17 protein-coding genes and 1 riboswitch are annotated in these 14,673 nt (G+C 69.6%); of the genes, 15 read left to right on the top strand and 2 right to left on the bottom strand.

Going from position 1 to position 14,673, the window contains the following annotated elements; translation table 11 throughout:
• The first annotated feature begins 16 nt into the window (after positions 1-16).
• The 11 genes from NTM_RS02915 (at position 17) to NTM_RS02865 (ending at position 8,878) form a co-directional block, all read left to right on the top strand.
• Positions 17-616 (top strand): Rv1363c family protein, encoded by a 600-nt coding sequence (locus tag NTM_RS02915; protein ID WP_104862188.1) that lies wholly within the window; start codon positions 17-19, stop codon positions 614-616.
• 38 nt (positions 617-654) lie between these two features.
• Positions 655-1,422: a mannan-binding family protein gene (locus tag NTM_RS02910; RefSeq protein ID WP_163765406.1), complete on the top strand. Its 768-nt coding sequence runs from the start codon at positions 655-657 to the stop codon at positions 1,420-1,422.
• 2 nt (positions 1,423-1,424) lie between these two features.
• Positions 1,425-2,006: a hypothetical protein gene (locus tag NTM_RS02905; protein WP_163765405.1), complete on the top strand. Its 582-nt coding sequence runs from the start codon at positions 1,425-1,427 to the stop codon at positions 2,004-2,006.
• A gap of 149 nt (positions 2,007-2,155) precedes the next feature.
• Entirely contained in the window at positions 2,156-3,115 is a 960-nt protein-coding gene (locus NTM_RS02900; RefSeq protein ID WP_163765404.1) for an oxygenase MpaB family protein, read from the top strand.
• Between the two features lie 3 nt (positions 3,116-3,118).
• Positions 3,119-3,706: a TetR/AcrR family transcriptional regulator gene (locus tag NTM_RS02895; RefSeq protein ID WP_104861933.1), complete on the top strand. Its 588-nt coding sequence runs from the start codon at positions 3,119-3,121 to the stop codon at positions 3,704-3,706.
• 51 nt (positions 3,707-3,757) lie between these two features.
• Positions 3,758-5,320, top strand: a complete 1,563-nt coding sequence (locus NTM_RS02890) for a long-chain-fatty-acid--CoA ligase (protein WP_163765403.1) — start codon at positions 3,758-3,760, stop codon at positions 5,318-5,320.
• Positions 5,321-5,392: 72 nt separating this feature from the next.
• Positions 5,393-5,458: riboswitch (guanidine-III (ykkC-III) riboswitch) on the top strand.
• A gap of 10 nt (positions 5,459-5,468) precedes the next feature.
• Positions 5,469-5,783, top strand: a complete 315-nt coding sequence (locus NTM_RS02885) for a DMT family transporter (RefSeq protein ID WP_104861935.1) — start codon at positions 5,469-5,471, stop codon at positions 5,781-5,783.
• A gap of 1 nt (position 5,784) precedes the next feature.
• Complete coding sequence (locus tag NTM_RS02880; RefSeq protein ID WP_163765402.1) at positions 5,785-6,129, top strand: DMT family transporter; 345 nt, start codon at positions 5,785-5,787, stop codon at positions 6,127-6,129.
• Between the two features lie 14 nt (positions 6,130-6,143).
• Entirely contained in the window at positions 6,144-7,100 is a 957-nt protein-coding gene (locus NTM_RS02875) for an o-succinylbenzoate synthase (protein WP_163765401.1), read from the top strand.
• 53 nt (positions 7,101-7,153) lie between these two features.
• Positions 7,154-8,119: a GlxA family transcriptional regulator gene (locus NTM_RS02870; protein ID WP_163765400.1), complete on the top strand. Its 966-nt coding sequence runs from the start codon at positions 7,154-7,156 to the stop codon at positions 8,117-8,119.
• A gap of 18 nt (positions 8,120-8,137) precedes the next feature.
• Entirely contained in the window at positions 8,138-8,878 is a 741-nt protein-coding gene (locus NTM_RS02865) for a DJ-1/PfpI family protein (RefSeq protein ID WP_163765399.1), read from the top strand.
• Here the strand turns inward: NTM_RS02865 and NTM_RS02860 are convergent.
• Complete coding sequence (locus NTM_RS02860; RefSeq protein ID WP_104861940.1) at positions 8,865-9,725, bottom strand: PDDEXK-like endonuclease domain-containing protein; 861 nt, start codon at positions 9,723-9,725, stop codon at positions 8,865-8,867. The genes NTM_RS02865 and NTM_RS02860 overlap by 14 nt on opposite strands.
• A 116-nt stretch (positions 9,726-9,841) precedes the next feature.
• Between NTM_RS02860 and NTM_RS02855 the strand changes: the two genes are divergently transcribed.
• The 3 genes from NTM_RS02855 to NTM_RS02845 are packed head-to-tail and all read left to right on the top strand — an operon-like array spanning position 9,842 to position 12,779.
• Entirely contained in the window at positions 9,842-10,624 is a 783-nt protein-coding gene (locus NTM_RS02855) for an alpha/beta fold hydrolase (protein ID WP_163765398.1), read from the top strand.
• Positions 10,624-12,273, top strand: a complete 1,650-nt coding sequence (gene menD / locus NTM_RS02850; protein ID WP_104861942.1) for a 2-succinyl-5-enolpyruvyl-6-hydroxy-3-cyclohexene-1-carboxylic-acid synthase — start codon at positions 10,624-10,626, stop codon at positions 12,271-12,273. The genes NTM_RS02855 and menD overlap by 1 nt, the downstream gene beginning before the upstream one ends.
• Positions 12,270-12,779: a DUF3592 domain-containing protein gene (locus NTM_RS02845; protein ID WP_104861943.1), complete on the top strand. Its 510-nt coding sequence runs from the start codon at positions 12,270-12,272 to the stop codon at positions 12,777-12,779. Before menD ends, NTM_RS02845 begins: the two co-directional genes overlap by 4 nt.
• Here NTM_RS02845 and NTM_RS02840 read toward each other — a convergent pair.
• Positions 12,776-13,456 carry a DsbA family protein gene (locus NTM_RS02840; protein ID WP_163765397.1) on the bottom strand — a complete coding sequence of 227 codons (681 nt, stop codon included), beginning with the start codon at positions 13,454-13,456 and terminating at the stop codon, positions 12,776-12,778. The genes NTM_RS02845 and NTM_RS02840 overlap by 4 nt on opposite strands.
• An 88-nt stretch (positions 13,457-13,544) precedes the next feature.
• Here NTM_RS02840 and NTM_RS02835 point away from each other — a divergent pair, with 88 nt between their 5' ends.
• Positions 13,545-14,672: a glycosyltransferase family 4 protein gene (locus tag NTM_RS02835; protein WP_163765396.1), complete on the top strand. Its 1,128-nt coding sequence runs from the start codon at positions 13,545-13,547 to the stop codon at positions 14,670-14,672.
• Position 14,673: the final 1 nt, after the last annotated feature.

Genomic DNA, 14,673 nt, shown 5'->3' with positions numbered 1-14,673 from the left:
CCGCTAGGAGATGATGATGTCCGTGAGTACCGACGACGACAAGACCACCGACGACAAGCCGGAGGTCGAGTCCGAGTCCGACCTGGAGATCAAGGCCGCGCTCGGCAAGGACGGTGACACCCAGTCCGCCGCACCGAACCGGGGCCGCATCGCGGTGCGCGCGGGTCTGGTCACCGCGTTCGTCGTGCTGCTGGGTGCGGTCGGCTTCCTGGGCTGGCAGTTGTGGCAGGAACGCCAGATCGCCGACGCGAGCGAGCAGGCCCGACACGCCGCGGAAAGCTATGCGCAGGTGCTGACGAGCATCGACTCGGCGAAGGTGGACGAGAACTTCGACGCGGTGCTCGACGGGGCCACCGGCGAATTCAAGGACATGTACTCACAGTCCAGCGCGCAGTTGCGGCAGCTGCTGATCGACAACAAGGCCACCGCACACGGTGTCGTGCTGGAGTCGGCTGTGCAGTCGGCGTCCAAGGACAAGGTCGTGGTGCTGCTGTTCGTCGACCAGTCGGTGTCCAACACCAACGTGCCGGACCCGCGGATCGACCGCAGCCGCGTCAAGATGACCATGGAGTACGCCGACGGGCGTTGGCGCGCAAGCAAAGTAGAGCTCCCCTAGTGATCCGCCGGATCGTCGGCAGCAGTGCTGTCGCAGTGATGACCACGGTCGCGATGGCCACCGCGCCGCCGGTGTCGGCGTCAGCTCCGACGTTCTGCGCCGAACTGGGCGGTCAGTGGGACGGGCGGTTCTGTTCGACGTCGGTGGTGTCGGAGCGCAAAGCCACGCGCGACATCAAGCTGGCACTGCCCGGCGACCTCGTGGAGATCCCGGTGATCCGGGAGTACCTGACCAACCTGATGAACAACTGGCGCACCGCGGCGAAGAAGATGGTGCAGGACAGCTTCGGCGAGCAGCAGTTCGAGATCTTCCACCATGGTGACGCGATGACGGTCGTCTTCCACGAGATGTACTCGGGCACGGTCGGTACCGACGCCCTGGCGCATCCGAACGCGCCGATCGTCAGCGACGCCTACCGTACTTTCACCTTCGCCGGCGGACGGCAGCTGCAGCTGGCGGATCTGTTCAAGCCCGGCGTCGACCACTTTGCCGAGATCCCCCGTCTGGGTGGTCCGTTCATCATCGCGGCCCTCGATGCGGCACCACCGCCGCACCAGCCCGGCACCTATCCGTTCACCCCGGACCGCTGGACACCGGACAAGGTGTACTCCGGGGCGTACAAGGCGTGGGCGCTGACGCCCGACCACCTGGTGATCTACATGCCGGACTATCCGGTGGGCCGGGATCGGCCGACCGACTTCACCCCGGGGTTGATGCAGTGGTCGATGGATGGCGGCACCGTGCAGGCCCGTATCCCGCTCGCGGCGCTGGCACCGGTCCTGCGTCCCGAATTCGGCGGCGCCTGACCATGTTCCGGTGGGCGGTGGTGACTGCGCTGGGACTGGCCGGCCTGCTGGGTCTCGCCCCGGTGGGTCAGGCCGAGCCGGCCACCCCGACGCTGCCGGTGTTCACGCCGTACCCGTCGAACTGGCAGCCCGACTACCGCCCGTTCCCGTACAACCTGTGGCAGTCGAGGGTGACCCCGCAGATGATCACCGCCGAACGCGAGTCGTGCCAGTGGATCAACGCCCAGTACCAGCCGTTGATGGATCAGGTGTACGGCTTTCAGCGCTTCCTCGCCGACCAGGGCGACTACTGGACACGCCCCGGCGTCACCGAGGCCGGCGACATCGTCGCCGCGAACCTGGACCAGTCCGCGGCGTTCCTGGACCCGCGGGCCCATACGCTGTTCATCGTCAACTATCCCGATCAGAGCGAGTATTCGCCGCTGTTCCACGGTGATTCGATCTACCGGCTGTGGTATCAGTTCACCCAGATCAGCGACAAGATCAAGCAGCGGATGCCGGCCGGGGTGATCAACGCGAACATCGCGACGGCCAACGTCTACGGCACCGTGATCCGCGACTCCGGCGTCTGTCAGGGCGCCTGACGTCGGCACCGCGAGCGCGCGCGTCTGCCCGGCGCCACTCCGTGTCGGCCGTGCATCCGACGCGCCCTCGGCCTCGCCGAGCGTGCCCGCCATTGACATGTTGACACAGGAAGCTAGTCTTTGTTTCAACGACGATGTCGGGAGGCGCAATGGTCGCGACCGCCGCGGAGTCCACCGACTCCATCACCACGAACGTCCGCCCGAAGGTCCTCCACGAATTCCGTAGACACTCCGGAAGTGTGCTGGGCGGTCTCTTCGGCGCCGCAGCGTTCGACGAGGTCGCGCTGGTGCCGGTCGCGGCCGCGGTCGACAAGACCGGCAGGTTCGCCGCCAACTTCGCCGATCGCGGAGTGCGCAGCGGCTTTTCGGCGCTGCTGGCGATCTGGGGCGATGCCACCGACCGAGAAGCCGAGGGGCAGCGGCTCAAGACCATGCACCGCGAGGTGCGCGGCCGCGGCACCGGGGACTTCGCCGACGTACGCTACAGCGCACTGGACCCCACGCTGTGGAACTGGATCGCGGTCAGCGGGTTGTTCGTGGTGCTGAACTCCTTCACCCCGTGCACCGGCATCACCCTCGACGACGACGAACGCGAGGCCGCCTACCAGCAGCTCCTGCAGGCGTTCCGCGCACTCGAGCTACCTGGTAAGAACGCGAAACTGCCTGCCACGTATGCCGATGCGGTCGCGTACTACGACGATATGGTCGCCAACGAGCTCGCGACGAATCCGTTCCTGCGCCGCGTCACCCGGGACCTGACGAAGCTGCCGCTGCCGACGCTGGTGCTGCCGCCCGCCCTGCGGACGGCGCTGACGCCGGGCTGGGTCGCGCTGCGCCCGCTCGCCGGCCGGGTACTGACGGTGTGTTCGTTCGGCATCCTGCACCCGGGGGTGCGGGAGCTGACCGGGTTCCGGTGGGAAGCCCGACACGACGTCGAGTTCGCGCTCTACTCGCGCCTGCTGCAGCTGGCCTGGCGCACGCTGCCTGACCGGGTGCTACTGATCCCGTTGGCGCGGAACAGGATCGAATACGAGAAGTTGGTGCGGCTACACCGCTCGGTGGCGCTGGATTCGTTCGCGCCGCCCGCCGGCCGCTGCCCGGCGGGGTAGCGGATGCGCCGAAACCGCAACACCGACAGCCCCACCCAGCAGGAGTCGGCGATCCTGAAGGCCGCCGCCGAGGAGGTGGCACTCGTCGGGGTCGGCAGGCTCAGCATGGACGTGGTGGCACGCCAGGCCGGCGTCAGCCGCAGCACGCTGTACCGCCGGTTCCCGAGCCGCGACGCGTTGATCACCGAGCTCGGTCGGCAGACCTTCGACTTCGCGATGGCGCGGCTGCAGACGGTCGCGATCGACGACGGCCCGCAGCAGGCGGCGGTCGCCGCGTTCCGGGAGGGCGTGCGACTGCTCACCGGCGAACCGGTGATGCGCCGATTCCTGCAACTCGACGGCGAATTCACCGCGACCACGGAGATGGTGGCCGAGGCGAGGCTGTTCCTGGTCAGCGCTGCGACCGCGATGGCCAAGGCGCTGCGCGCGGCCGGCGCGACGATGCCCGACGCCGACCTGCTCGCCGTCGCCGAACTGCACATCCGGCTCGCCGCATCTCTGGTGCAGGTCGGCACCGGCGTCCTCGACGTCACCGACGACGACGCCGTCGCCCATTACGCCCGCACCTACCTCGCGCCGCTCGTCCGGTGAGTTGAGCAAATCCGGTCAGCCGCAGCGCAGATCGTGGCACGCTCTGTAGACATGGCCGAGCTGAGCGCACCCCGATTCCTCGACGAGCGACTGGCCCACTGGGCCGCCGTCAACCCTGACGGCGAAGCGATGGACTACCTCGAGCGGTCCTGGACCTGGTCGCAGTGGAACGACCGGGTCCGCCGGCTGGCCGGTGCGCTCACCGAGAAAGGCATCGGCCGCGGTGACGTCGTCGCGTTCCTCGACAAGAACCACCCGGCGTGTGTCGAGCTGACGTTCGCCGCCGCATCGCTGGGCGCGGCAAACGCGATCATCAACTTCCGGCTGGCCTCCGACGAACTCGACTACGTGCTCAACGATTCCGGGGCCAAGCTGATCATCGTCGGGGACGAGTTCGCCGACGGCATCGCCAAGATCCGCGACAAGCTGACCCGGGTCGACACGGTGATCACCGTCAAACCGGAGGGCGGCGACGAGTACGAGGCGCTGCTGGCGGCCGCGTCGCCGGTGGACCGTTCCGCCGACGTCGAACCCGACGACGTGTGCATCATCATGTACTCGTCGGGTACCACCGGGCGCCCCAAAGGTGTGGAGCTGACCCAGGCGAACGTCATCGCGCACACCATGAACGCACACGAGGGTTTCGAGTTCGACGAGGGCGACAAGAACATGGTGGCGATGCCGCTGTTCCATGTCGGCGGATCGTCCTATGTGCAGTTCGGGATCCACGACGGTTTCCCGAGCGTGATGACCCGCGACGTGGACGGCATGACGTTGGCCAGCGCGATCCTCAAGGGCGCCAACCGCACCTTCCTGGTACCCGCGGTGCTGGCCAAGGTGCTCGAAGCCGGCGAGGACGCGGTCAAGCTGTTCGGCTCGCTCAAGACGTTCGCCTACGGCGCGTCACCGATGCCGCTGCCGCTGCTGCGGCAGGCGCTGAAGGCTTGGCCCAACACCGATTTCATGCAGGCGTACGGTCTGACCGAGCTGTGCGGCGTGATCAGCCACCTGCTGCCGGAGGCGCACCGCGACCCGGGCCGCGAGGAGCGACTGTCCAGCGCCGGCACATTGGTGCCCAACGCCGAGGTCCGCGTCGTCGACCCGGACACCCTGCAGGACGTCGCGCCCGGCGAGCAGGGCGAATTGTGGTTCCGCTCACCGCAATTGATGAAGGGCTACCACAACAAGCCGGAAGCCACCGCGGAGGCCGTCACCGAGGACCGCTGGTTCCGCACCGGCGACATCGGCCGCGTCGACGACGGTGGCTACATCTTCGTCGAGGACCGGCTCAAGGACATGATCATCTCGGGCGGCGAGAACATCTACTCGATCGAGGTCGAGCGGGTGCTCGCCGAGCACGAGGCCGTCGTCGAGGTCGCGGTGATCGGCGTGCCCGACGACAAGTGGGGTGAGGTCGTCAAGGCCGTCGTCGTGGTCGAGGGTGAGGTCACCGAAGCCGACATCATCGCGTTCGCGCGGGAACGGCTGGCCGCCTACAAGTGCCCGAAGACCGTCGACATCGCCGACGAACTGCCCCGCAACCCGACCGGCAAGATCCTGAAGAAGGAGCTGCGCAAGCCGCACTGGGAGGGCCGCGACCGCGCGACCGTCTAGCGGGCGGAGACTCTCCTCACCATTTGTTTCCGGGACATGACCAACCCGAAACTGATGGGTAACGTGGCTGGTGCGGTGCCCGATGCTGGGTGCCGGCGGACGAGGGAGCAGTACCCGCCAGGACAAGACTGACTCGCAGGAGGGTCTTGTGGCGTGGCTGATCCTGGTGCTCAGCGGCGTCCTCGAAGCCGTCTGGGCCACCGCGCTCGGCATGTCCGACAACTTCCGGCGATGGCGCCCCACCGCGGTGTTCGTCGTCGCGATGATCGCCAGCCTGGCCGGGCTGGCCTACGCGATGACCGAACTGCCCACCGGCACCGCATACGCGGTCTGGGTCGGTATCGGCGCGACGCTGACCGTGGTGTGGGCGATCGCCACCAAGAGAGAAGCCGCCAGCACCGCCCGGGTGGTGCTGCTGTGCGTCCTGGTGGGCAGTGTCGTGGGACTGAAGGTGGTGAGCTGATATGCCGTGGTTCGTGCTGATCTGCAGCGCCGTGCTGGAAGCGGTCTGGGCCACCGCGCTCGGCAAGACCGACGGCTTCACCGCGCCGGTGCCGACCGCGGTGTTCGTCGTCGCGATGCTGGCCAGCCTGGCCGGGCTGGGCTGGGCCGTCAAACACATCCCGATCGGCTCGGCGTACGCGGTGTGGACCGGCCTCGGCGCCGCGCTCACCGTGGGTTACGCGATGCTCAGCGGCGACGAGGACGCCTCGGTCGGCAAGGCGGTGTTCCTGACCGGCATCATCGTCTCCGTGGCCGGGCTCAAGATGCTGCCGAATGCCCCGGAGCGCACCGACGCCGACCGCTGACGCACGATAAGGGCGTGCCCGAACTCGCCGACATCCTGGACCGGCTGCACGTGGTCGCCCTGCCGATGCGGGTGCGCTTCCGAGGCATCACCACCCGCGAGGTCGCGCTGATCGACGGCCCCGCCGGCTGGGGTGAGTTCGGCGCCTTCCTCGAGTACGAACCGCCGGAGGCCGCGCACTGGCTGGCCTCGGCGCTCGCGGCCGCCTATCACCCGCTGCCCGACGTGCAGCGCACCCGGATCCCGATCAACGCGACCGTGCCCGCCGTCCCGGCCGGCGCCGTCGCCGAGGTGCTCACCCGGTTCCCGGGCGCACGCACCGCGAAGGTCAAGGTCGCCGAACCCGGCCAGACCCTCGAGGACGACGTCGCCCGCGTCGACGCCGTCCGTGCTGTCGGGCTGGCCGTCCGGGTCGACGCCAACGGCGGCTGGACCGTCGAGCAGGCGGTCGCCGCGGCGCGGGCCCTGACCGCCGACGGTCCGCTCGAATACCTCGAACAGCCCTGCCGCACCGTCGCCGAACTGGCCGAGGTCCGGCGCCGCGTCGACATCCCCGTCGCCGCCGACGAGAGCATCCGCAAGGCCGAGGACCCGCTGCACGTCGTGCGCGCAGGTGCGGCCGACGTCGCGGTGCTCAAGGTGGCCCCGCTGGGCGGGGTGCAGACGATGCTCGCCATCGCCGCCCAGATCGACATCCCGGTGGTGGTGTCCAGCGCGCTGGACACCGCCGTCGGTATCGGTGCCGGTCTGGTCGCGGCCGGTGCGCTGCCCCGGCTGGAGCATGCCTGCGGGCTCGGCACCGGCGGGTTGTTCGTCGACGACGTGGCCGAACCTCTGACCCCGGTGGACGGCACGCTGCCCGCTGCGCCGGTGACGCCGGATCCGGCGCGGATCGCGGCGCTGGCCGCGCCGCCGGATCGCCGGCAGTGGTGGATCGACCGCGTCCGGGCCTGCCACCCGCTGCTGTCCTGATCTGTGGGGTCCATGGCCTAGACGCCACTGCGGGCGTCGCCAACACTGAGTCCATGGTGCGCACGGTCCTGATCGCCGGCTTCGCGGGCGTGCAGGCCCTCGACGTGGTCGGGCCCGCCGACGTGTTCAGCGGCGCGTCGATGGTGCTCGCCGCGCGGGGCCACGGCGCCGGATACCGGGTGCGCGTCGTGTCGGCCGGGGCCGCGCCCGTCGACACCGGCACCGGGCTGACCCTGATGGCCGAGGCGCTGCCCGGCCCCGGCGAGGACGTCGACACCGTCGTGCTGCCCGGAGGATTCGGCACCGAGACCGCCCGCAACGATCCGACGCTGATCGACTGGATCCGCGACGTCGCGCCGCGGGCCCGCCGCGTCGTCAGCGTGTGCAGCGGGGCGGTGCTGGCCGCCGAGGCGGGGCTGCTCGACGGGTGCGTCGCGACCACGCACTGGTCGTTCGCGCCGCGGATGGCCGCCGACTTCCCCGCAGTGACCGTCGACCCGGACCCGATCTTCGTGCGCAGCTCGGAGAAGGTGTGGACCGCCGCGGGTGTCACCGCGGGTATCGACCTGGCGCTGGCGCTGGTCGAGGACGACCACGGCACCGACGTCGCGCAGACGGTGGCCCGCCACCTCGTGATGTACCTGCGCAGGCCCGGCGGGCAGACCCAGTTCGCCGCACCGGTGTGGATGCCACGCGCCCGGCGCACCCCGATCCGGGATGCGCAGGAGGCCATCGAAGCCGAACCCGGTGGTGCGCACAGTATCCCGGAGCTGGCCCGGCGCGCGGCGATGAGCCCGCGACACTTCACCCGGGTGTTCACCGAGGAGGTCGGCGAAGCGCCCGGCGCGTACGTCGAGCGGGTCCGGACCGAGGCGGCGCGGCGCCAGCTGGAGGAGACCGACGACACCGTCACCGTGATCGCCGCCCGCTGCGGATTCGGTTCGGCGGAGACGTTGCGCCGTAACTTCGTTCGCCGTCTCGGCGTCTCACCCGACCACTACCGCAAGACGTTCGCGTGACACACAGGAGGATTCACCATGCAGGTCGCGATCATGCTCTACCCGGGGTTCACCGCGCTGGACTTCATCGGCCCCTACGAGAGCCTGCGGTGGCTGCCCGACGCCGAGGTCCGGTTCGTGTGGCACGAGCCGGGACCGATCGCGGCCGACTCGCACGTGCTGCTCATCGGGGCCACGCACTCGTTCGACGAGACGCCGTCGCCGGACATCATCCTGATCCCGGGCGGCTTCGCGACCATCGAGCACTCGCGTGACGAGAAGGTGCTCGACTGGGTGCGCCGGGCACACGAGACGTCGACGTGGACGACGTCGGTGTGCTCGGGATCGGTGATCCTGGCCACCGCGGGCGTGCTGGACGGCAAGCGCGCGACGTCGCACTGGGCGGCGCTGCCCGTTCTCAAGACGCTCGGCGCGATCCCGGTCGCCGACCAGCGCATCGTCGAGGCCGACGCGAAGACGGCGACCGCGGCCGGGGTGTCGGCGGGCATCGACCTCGGGCTGTGGCTGGCCGGGCGCATCGCCGGAGAAGCCAAGGCGAAAGCCATCCAGCTGTCCATCGAGTACGACCCGCAGCCGCCGTTCGACTCCGGCCACATGTCCAAGGCGTCGGCGAGCACGAAAGCGCTGGCCACCGCGATGATGGGCAGGGAACTGGCCAACCCGGCCGCGCTGGCCGCCTCGGGGGGACTGCTGTGGGATGCCGCGCTGAAGCGGATCCGGCGCGGAAAACGACGTCACGCGTCGCTTAGCGCGCCGTAATTGCCGCGCGGACTACCGCGATCACCCGTTCGGGGTACTCGGTGAGGTCCAGCCAGGTGAATCGCAGGACCTGCCAGTCGCGGATCACGATCGCGTTCTGGCGCTCGCGGTCGATCTGGAATGCTTCCGCGCCACTGTGGAACGCGTACCCGTCGACCTCGATGGCGACTCGCGGGCCCGGGAACCCCACGTCGACGCGATAACCAGCAACCCGATAGTTGCTTTTCCAGCCGGTGATGCCCGCCTCGCGCAGGAGTTTGTGCAGCAACCGCTCGGCGTGTGAGCGGGCGCCGCCGGAGGCCGTCTGGAGCAGCCGCCGCGCACGTGGGGCACCCGTGCGTCCCTTGTTTCGCAGATGAGACCACCACAGGCTGTTCAGGTCGACGTGTCGTTGTAGCGCGTTGTCCATGAGCTTCATCCCGCTCCGGGAGCGTGCGGAAGCCTCGACCACGGTCAGCGGCATCGCCGTCACGCGCACCCCGCGCTTCTCCACGATGTCGACTGGGTCGAGGTCGCGCCGGCGCACTCGGCTGCCGGGGTGCCGGCGGCCGTGGCTGTCGCGAGGCACTGTCACCTCCAGCACTTCCGGAGTGAATTGCGTCAACCCGTGCCACCGGGCCGCGGTCAGCCCGCTGGCAGCCGCGTGTACCCCGTAACTCCATACGGTCGCCCGGATCCGGGCCTCGTCGGTGAAGAGTCGGTCGTCGGCGAAGTACACACCCCGCCCGCAGCGCTTCCACTGGCCTGAGCGCACCCGCAGTTGCACGGCGCGTGCGCTCAATCCCGAGGCGCGAGCCTGTTCAAGCGTGATCACGCCGTCCTGGTGCCGCAGATAATCGTTGATCATGTCTGTTCGGACGCGGTGAACGGGCCCCACGGTTCCATCCCGTGCGGATTCGGCGCGCAAAGCGACGTTCAGGGTGGATTAGCGCGCCCGATTCACAACTGAGTACCGTCGTCGGAGTGAATTTGGCATACGACGAGCGCGGTACCGGCGATCCGGTGCTCTTCATCGCAGGTCGCGGGGGTGCGGGACGCACCTGGCATCTGCACCAGGTGCCGGTGTTCACCCGGGCCGGCTACCGATGTGTGACGTTCGACAACCGGGGTATCGGCGCCACCGAGAACGCCGACGGGTTCACCACCGAGACGATGGTCGCCGACACCGCCGCGCTGATCGAGAAGCTCGACCTGGCGCCGGTACGCATCGTCGGGGTGTCGATGGGATCGTTCATCGCCCAGGAACTGATGGTGGCCCGCCCCGAACTGGTGCGCTCGGCGGTGCTGATGGCCACCCGCGGCCGCCACGACCGCACCCGCGAGTTCTTCTGGCAGGGGGAGCGGGCGCTGGCCGACTCCGGCATCGAGCTGCCCCCCGAGTTCGACGCCAAAGTGCGTTTGCTGGAGAGCTTTTCGCCGAAGACGCTCAACGACGAACACGCGGTCCGGGACTGGATCGACATGTTCACGATGTGGCCGCAGAAGCCGACGCCGGGCATCAGAACCCAGCTGAGCGTCGCACCGCTGGAGAGCCGGCTGGCGGCCTACCAGTCCATCACCGCCCCGGCGCTGGTGATCGGGTTCGCCGACGACGTCGTGCTGCCGCCGCACCTGGGCCGCGAGGTCGCCAACGCGCTGCCCAACGGCCGCTTCCTGGAGATTCCTGACACCGGCCACCTGGGCTTCATCGAGAAGCCCGAGGTCGTCAACACCGCGATCCTCAATTTCTTCGCCGATACCCTGTAATGGTGAACCCCTCGACGGCGCAGGCTCGGGTGGTCGTCGACGAACTGATTCGCGGCGGTGTCCGGGACGTCGTGTTGTGCCCCGGGTCGCGCAACGCGCCGCTGGCGTTCGCGCTGCACGACGCCGACCGCGCGGGCCGGTTGCGGCTGCACGTGCGCATCGACGAGCGCACCGCCGGGTTCCTGGCCGTCGGGCTCGCCGTCGCCGAGCGGGCCCCGGTCTGCGTCGCGATGACCTCCGGCACCGCGGTCGCCAACCTCGGGCCCGCGGTGGTCGAGGCCAACTACGCCCGGGTGCCGCTGATCGTGCTGACCGCCAACCGGCCCTACGAGCTGCTCGGCACCGGTGCGAACCAGACCTTCGAGCAGCTCGGCTATTTCGGCACCCAGGTGCGGGCGAGTATCAGCCTCGGCCTGGCCGAGGACCACGCCGACATGGAGTCGCTCAACGCCCAGTGGCGTTCGGCCACCTGCCGAGTCGTGGTGGCCGCCACGGGTTCCCGGTCGGCCAATGCAGGCCCGGTGCAGTTCGACATTCCGCTGCGCGAACCGCTGGTGCCCGACGCGGACCCGGGCGCCGCAGCGGCGGTGCCCTACGCCCCCGACGGCCGTCCCGACGGCAGGTCGTGGACCCACACCCCGCCGGTCACGTTCGACCAGCCGCTCGAGATCGACCTGACCCCGGACACCGTCGTGATCGCCGGGCACGGCGCGGGTGTGCATCCGAACCTCGCGCACCTGCCGACGGTCGCCGAACCCACCGCGCCCCACGCGGCCACCCCACTGCATCCGTTGGCGCTGAACCTGATTCGGCCCAAGCAGGTCATCATGCTCGGCCGCCCCACGCTGCATCGTCCGGTGTCGGCGCTGCTGGCCGACCCGGCGGTCCCGGTGTTCGCGCTGACCACCGGGCCGCGCTGGCCCGACGTGTCGGGCAACTCGCAGGCCACCGGCACCCGGGCCGTCACCAGCGGGGAGGCGTCACCGGCGTGGCTGCGCCGCTGTGCCGAGGTGCACCGGCACGCCGTCGACGCGGTGCGCAACCAGCTCGCCGCGCACCCGCTGACCACCGGGCTGCACGTGGCCGCCGTCGTCGCCGACACGCTGCGACCGGGGGATCAGCTCGTGCTCGGCGCGTCGAACCCGGTGCGCGACATGGCGTTGGTGGGCTTCAACACCGACGACGTGAAGGTGCGCTCGAACCGCGGTGTCGCCGGGATCGACGGGACGGTGTCTACGGCGATCGGCGCGGCGTTGGCGCACGAACGCGCCAACGGCGGACGCACGGTGGCGCTGATCGGGGATCTGACGTTCGTGCACGACAGCTCCGGTCTGCTGATCGGCCCGACGGAACCGACCCCGCGCAAGCTGACGATCGTGGTGTCCAACGACAACGGCGGCGGCATCTTCGAACTCCTCGAACAGGGCGACCCGCGCTTCTCCGACGTGTCGTCGCGGATCTTCGGCACCCCGCACGATGTCGACGTCGGTGCGTTGTGCCGGGCCTATCACGTGGAGAGCTCCCAGATCGAGGCCGCCGACCTGGCGGCCGCGCTCGAGGAGGACTTCGACGGGATGCGGGTGCTGGAGGTCAAGGCCGACCGCTCGTCGCTGCGGGCGCTGCACGCGTCGATCAAGGCGAGCCTGTGATCGACGCGAAAGCGTTGTGGGACAGGGCGCGTCCGCGGGTCGCGGCGTTCTTCTACGGCACCCCCGATGAGGACCGCACCGCGAAGGTGTTCCGCCGCATCCGGATCGGGATCGTGGTGCTGGCCTGCCTGGTCACGCTGCAGTCGATCCTGTTGGTGTTCGGTGCCTGGCGCAACGACCGGCAGATCGAACGGCACATGGGCGTCGCCGAGGCCACCGTGCTCGACGCCGGGCCGCGGCGCTCGACCATCGAGTTCGTCACCCCCGACCGGATCACCTATCGTCCCGAACTCGGGGTGCTCTACCCGTCCGAACTCGAGAACGGGATGCGCATCTACGTCGAATACGACGTCAACAACCCCGATCTGGTGCGGGTACAGCACCGCAACGCATCGCTGGCGATCATCCCGGCCGGCTCGATCGCGGTGGTCGGCTGGCTGGTCGCCGCGTCGGCGCTGGGCGCGACGGTCCTGATCGAGCGGCGCATGCGCCGGGTCCCGGCCTAGGACCCCACCAACTCGTCGAGCCAGTCCTCGGCGAGGTCGACCTTCTGCCCGGCGTCGAGGTCGTACACGGTCGGGGTGCCGGTGTTGATCTGGTCGACCTCGAAGAGCAGGTCGAAGTTGGTGTTCTCCATGTCGACGATGTCGACGGCCTCCTGCGGGCCCGCCAGGTGATCGGCCACCCGTTCCGGAATCCCGGCGTCGACGGCCATCGTGCGCAGTTCGTCGCCGGAGAACGGTTGGCCGCCGGGGTCCTGGTTCACCCACAACTGCTCGACGAAGCGTTGGAACTGCGTGCCGGTGGCCGCGGAGTCGTCGATCGCCTCGGCGGCGGCGAACAACGCGTTGGCCACCGTGGAGGAGTATCCGTCGTAGTCGTCGTCGAGGAACGTCAACGGACGATAGGTGACCTGCAGGTCTCCGATGGCGACGTGGTAGGCCAGCCGGTCGCCGAACTCGCGCTGTAGGTCCGCGCAGTGGCTGCACTGCGGTTCGGTGTAGATCTCGATCCTGGCGGGGGCGTCGCCGAATCCCGCCACGATGCCGTAGCCGTCCTCGGACAACGCCAGCGGGGCCGGCGCCGGGGCCGTCGCGGTGCCGGTGACCTCGCGGGCGCAGCCGACCGCGCCGAGCAGCAGTCCGAGCGTGGTCAGCGCGACCAGCGGGCGTAGCAGACGCATGGCACCATCCTCACAGCCGCACCCGTTCTTCGTGCGACATATCCCTGGGCGCAACCTTGCCGACAGGTGACGCTGTCACTGTCGCGGTGTGCGCGTCGCAATCGTCGCAGAATCGTTCCTCCCGAATGTCAACGGCGTCACCAACTCGGTGCTGCAGGTGATCGAGCACCTGCGCCGCACCGGCCACGAGGTGCTGGTCATCGCCCCGGATACGCCGCGCGGACAACCTCCCGCCGACCGGGTACACGCCGGGGTGCGCGTGCATCGCGTCCCGTCGGCGATGTTCCCGAAGGTCACGTCGCTGCCGCTGGGGGTTCCGCGTCCCCGGATGGCCGGTGTGCTGCGCGGCTTCGACCCCGACGTGGTGCACCTCGCGTCGCCCGCGCTGCTCGGCTGGGGCGGCGTGCACGCAGCACGGTATCTCGGCGTCCCGACGGTCGCGGTCTACCAGACAGACGTCGCCGGATTCGCCCGCAGCTACGGCGCCGGTGCGCTGTCGCGGGCATCGTGGGCCTGGACGCGCCGCCTGCACAGCAAAGCCGACCGCACGCTGGCACCGTCCACCGCCGCGATGGAAAGCCTTGTCGAGCAAGGTGTTCCACGGGTGCACCGGTGGGCGCGCGGCGTCGACGTCACCGGGTTCGCGCCGTCGTGGCGCGACGACACGCTGCGCCGGGCCTGGTCGCCGGGCGGGAAACCGATCGTCGGGTTCGTCGGCCGGCTGGCGCCCGAGAAACATGTCGAGCGGTTGGCGCCGCTGCACGACCGGGACGACATGCAGATCGTCATCGTCGGAGACGGAGTCGACCGCGCCAAGCTCGAAACCAGGTTCCCACGAGCGGTGTTCACCGGCGCCTTGTACGGCCCGGCGCTCGCCGCGGCGTACGCCAGCATGGACGTATTCGTCCATCCCGGCGAACACGAGACGTTCTGCCAGGCCGTGCAGGAGGCGATGGCCTCCGGTCTACCGGTGATCGCGCCGGATGCCGGCGGGCCGCGCGACCTCGTCGCGCCGTACCGCACCGGGCTGCTGCTGCCGGTGTCCGAGTTCGGTGAGCGGCTGTCGACGTCGGTGGATCATCTGGTCGCCGAGCGTCGCCGCTACTCGGTCGCGGCACGCCGCAGCGTGTTGGGCCGCACCTGGCCGTCGATCTGCGCCGAACTGGTCGGGCACTACGAGGCGGTGATCGGCACCCGCGCCCGGCGCGCCGCGTGAG

The sequence above is a fragment of the Mycolicibacterium parafortuitum genome, assembly GCF_010725485.1.
Taxonomy (GTDB): domain Bacteria; phylum Actinomycetota; class Actinomycetes; order Mycobacteriales; family Mycobacteriaceae; genus Mycobacterium.
Note: the sequence above shows the minus strand (reverse complement) of the source record. Positions and strands in the feature narration are given on the sequence as shown.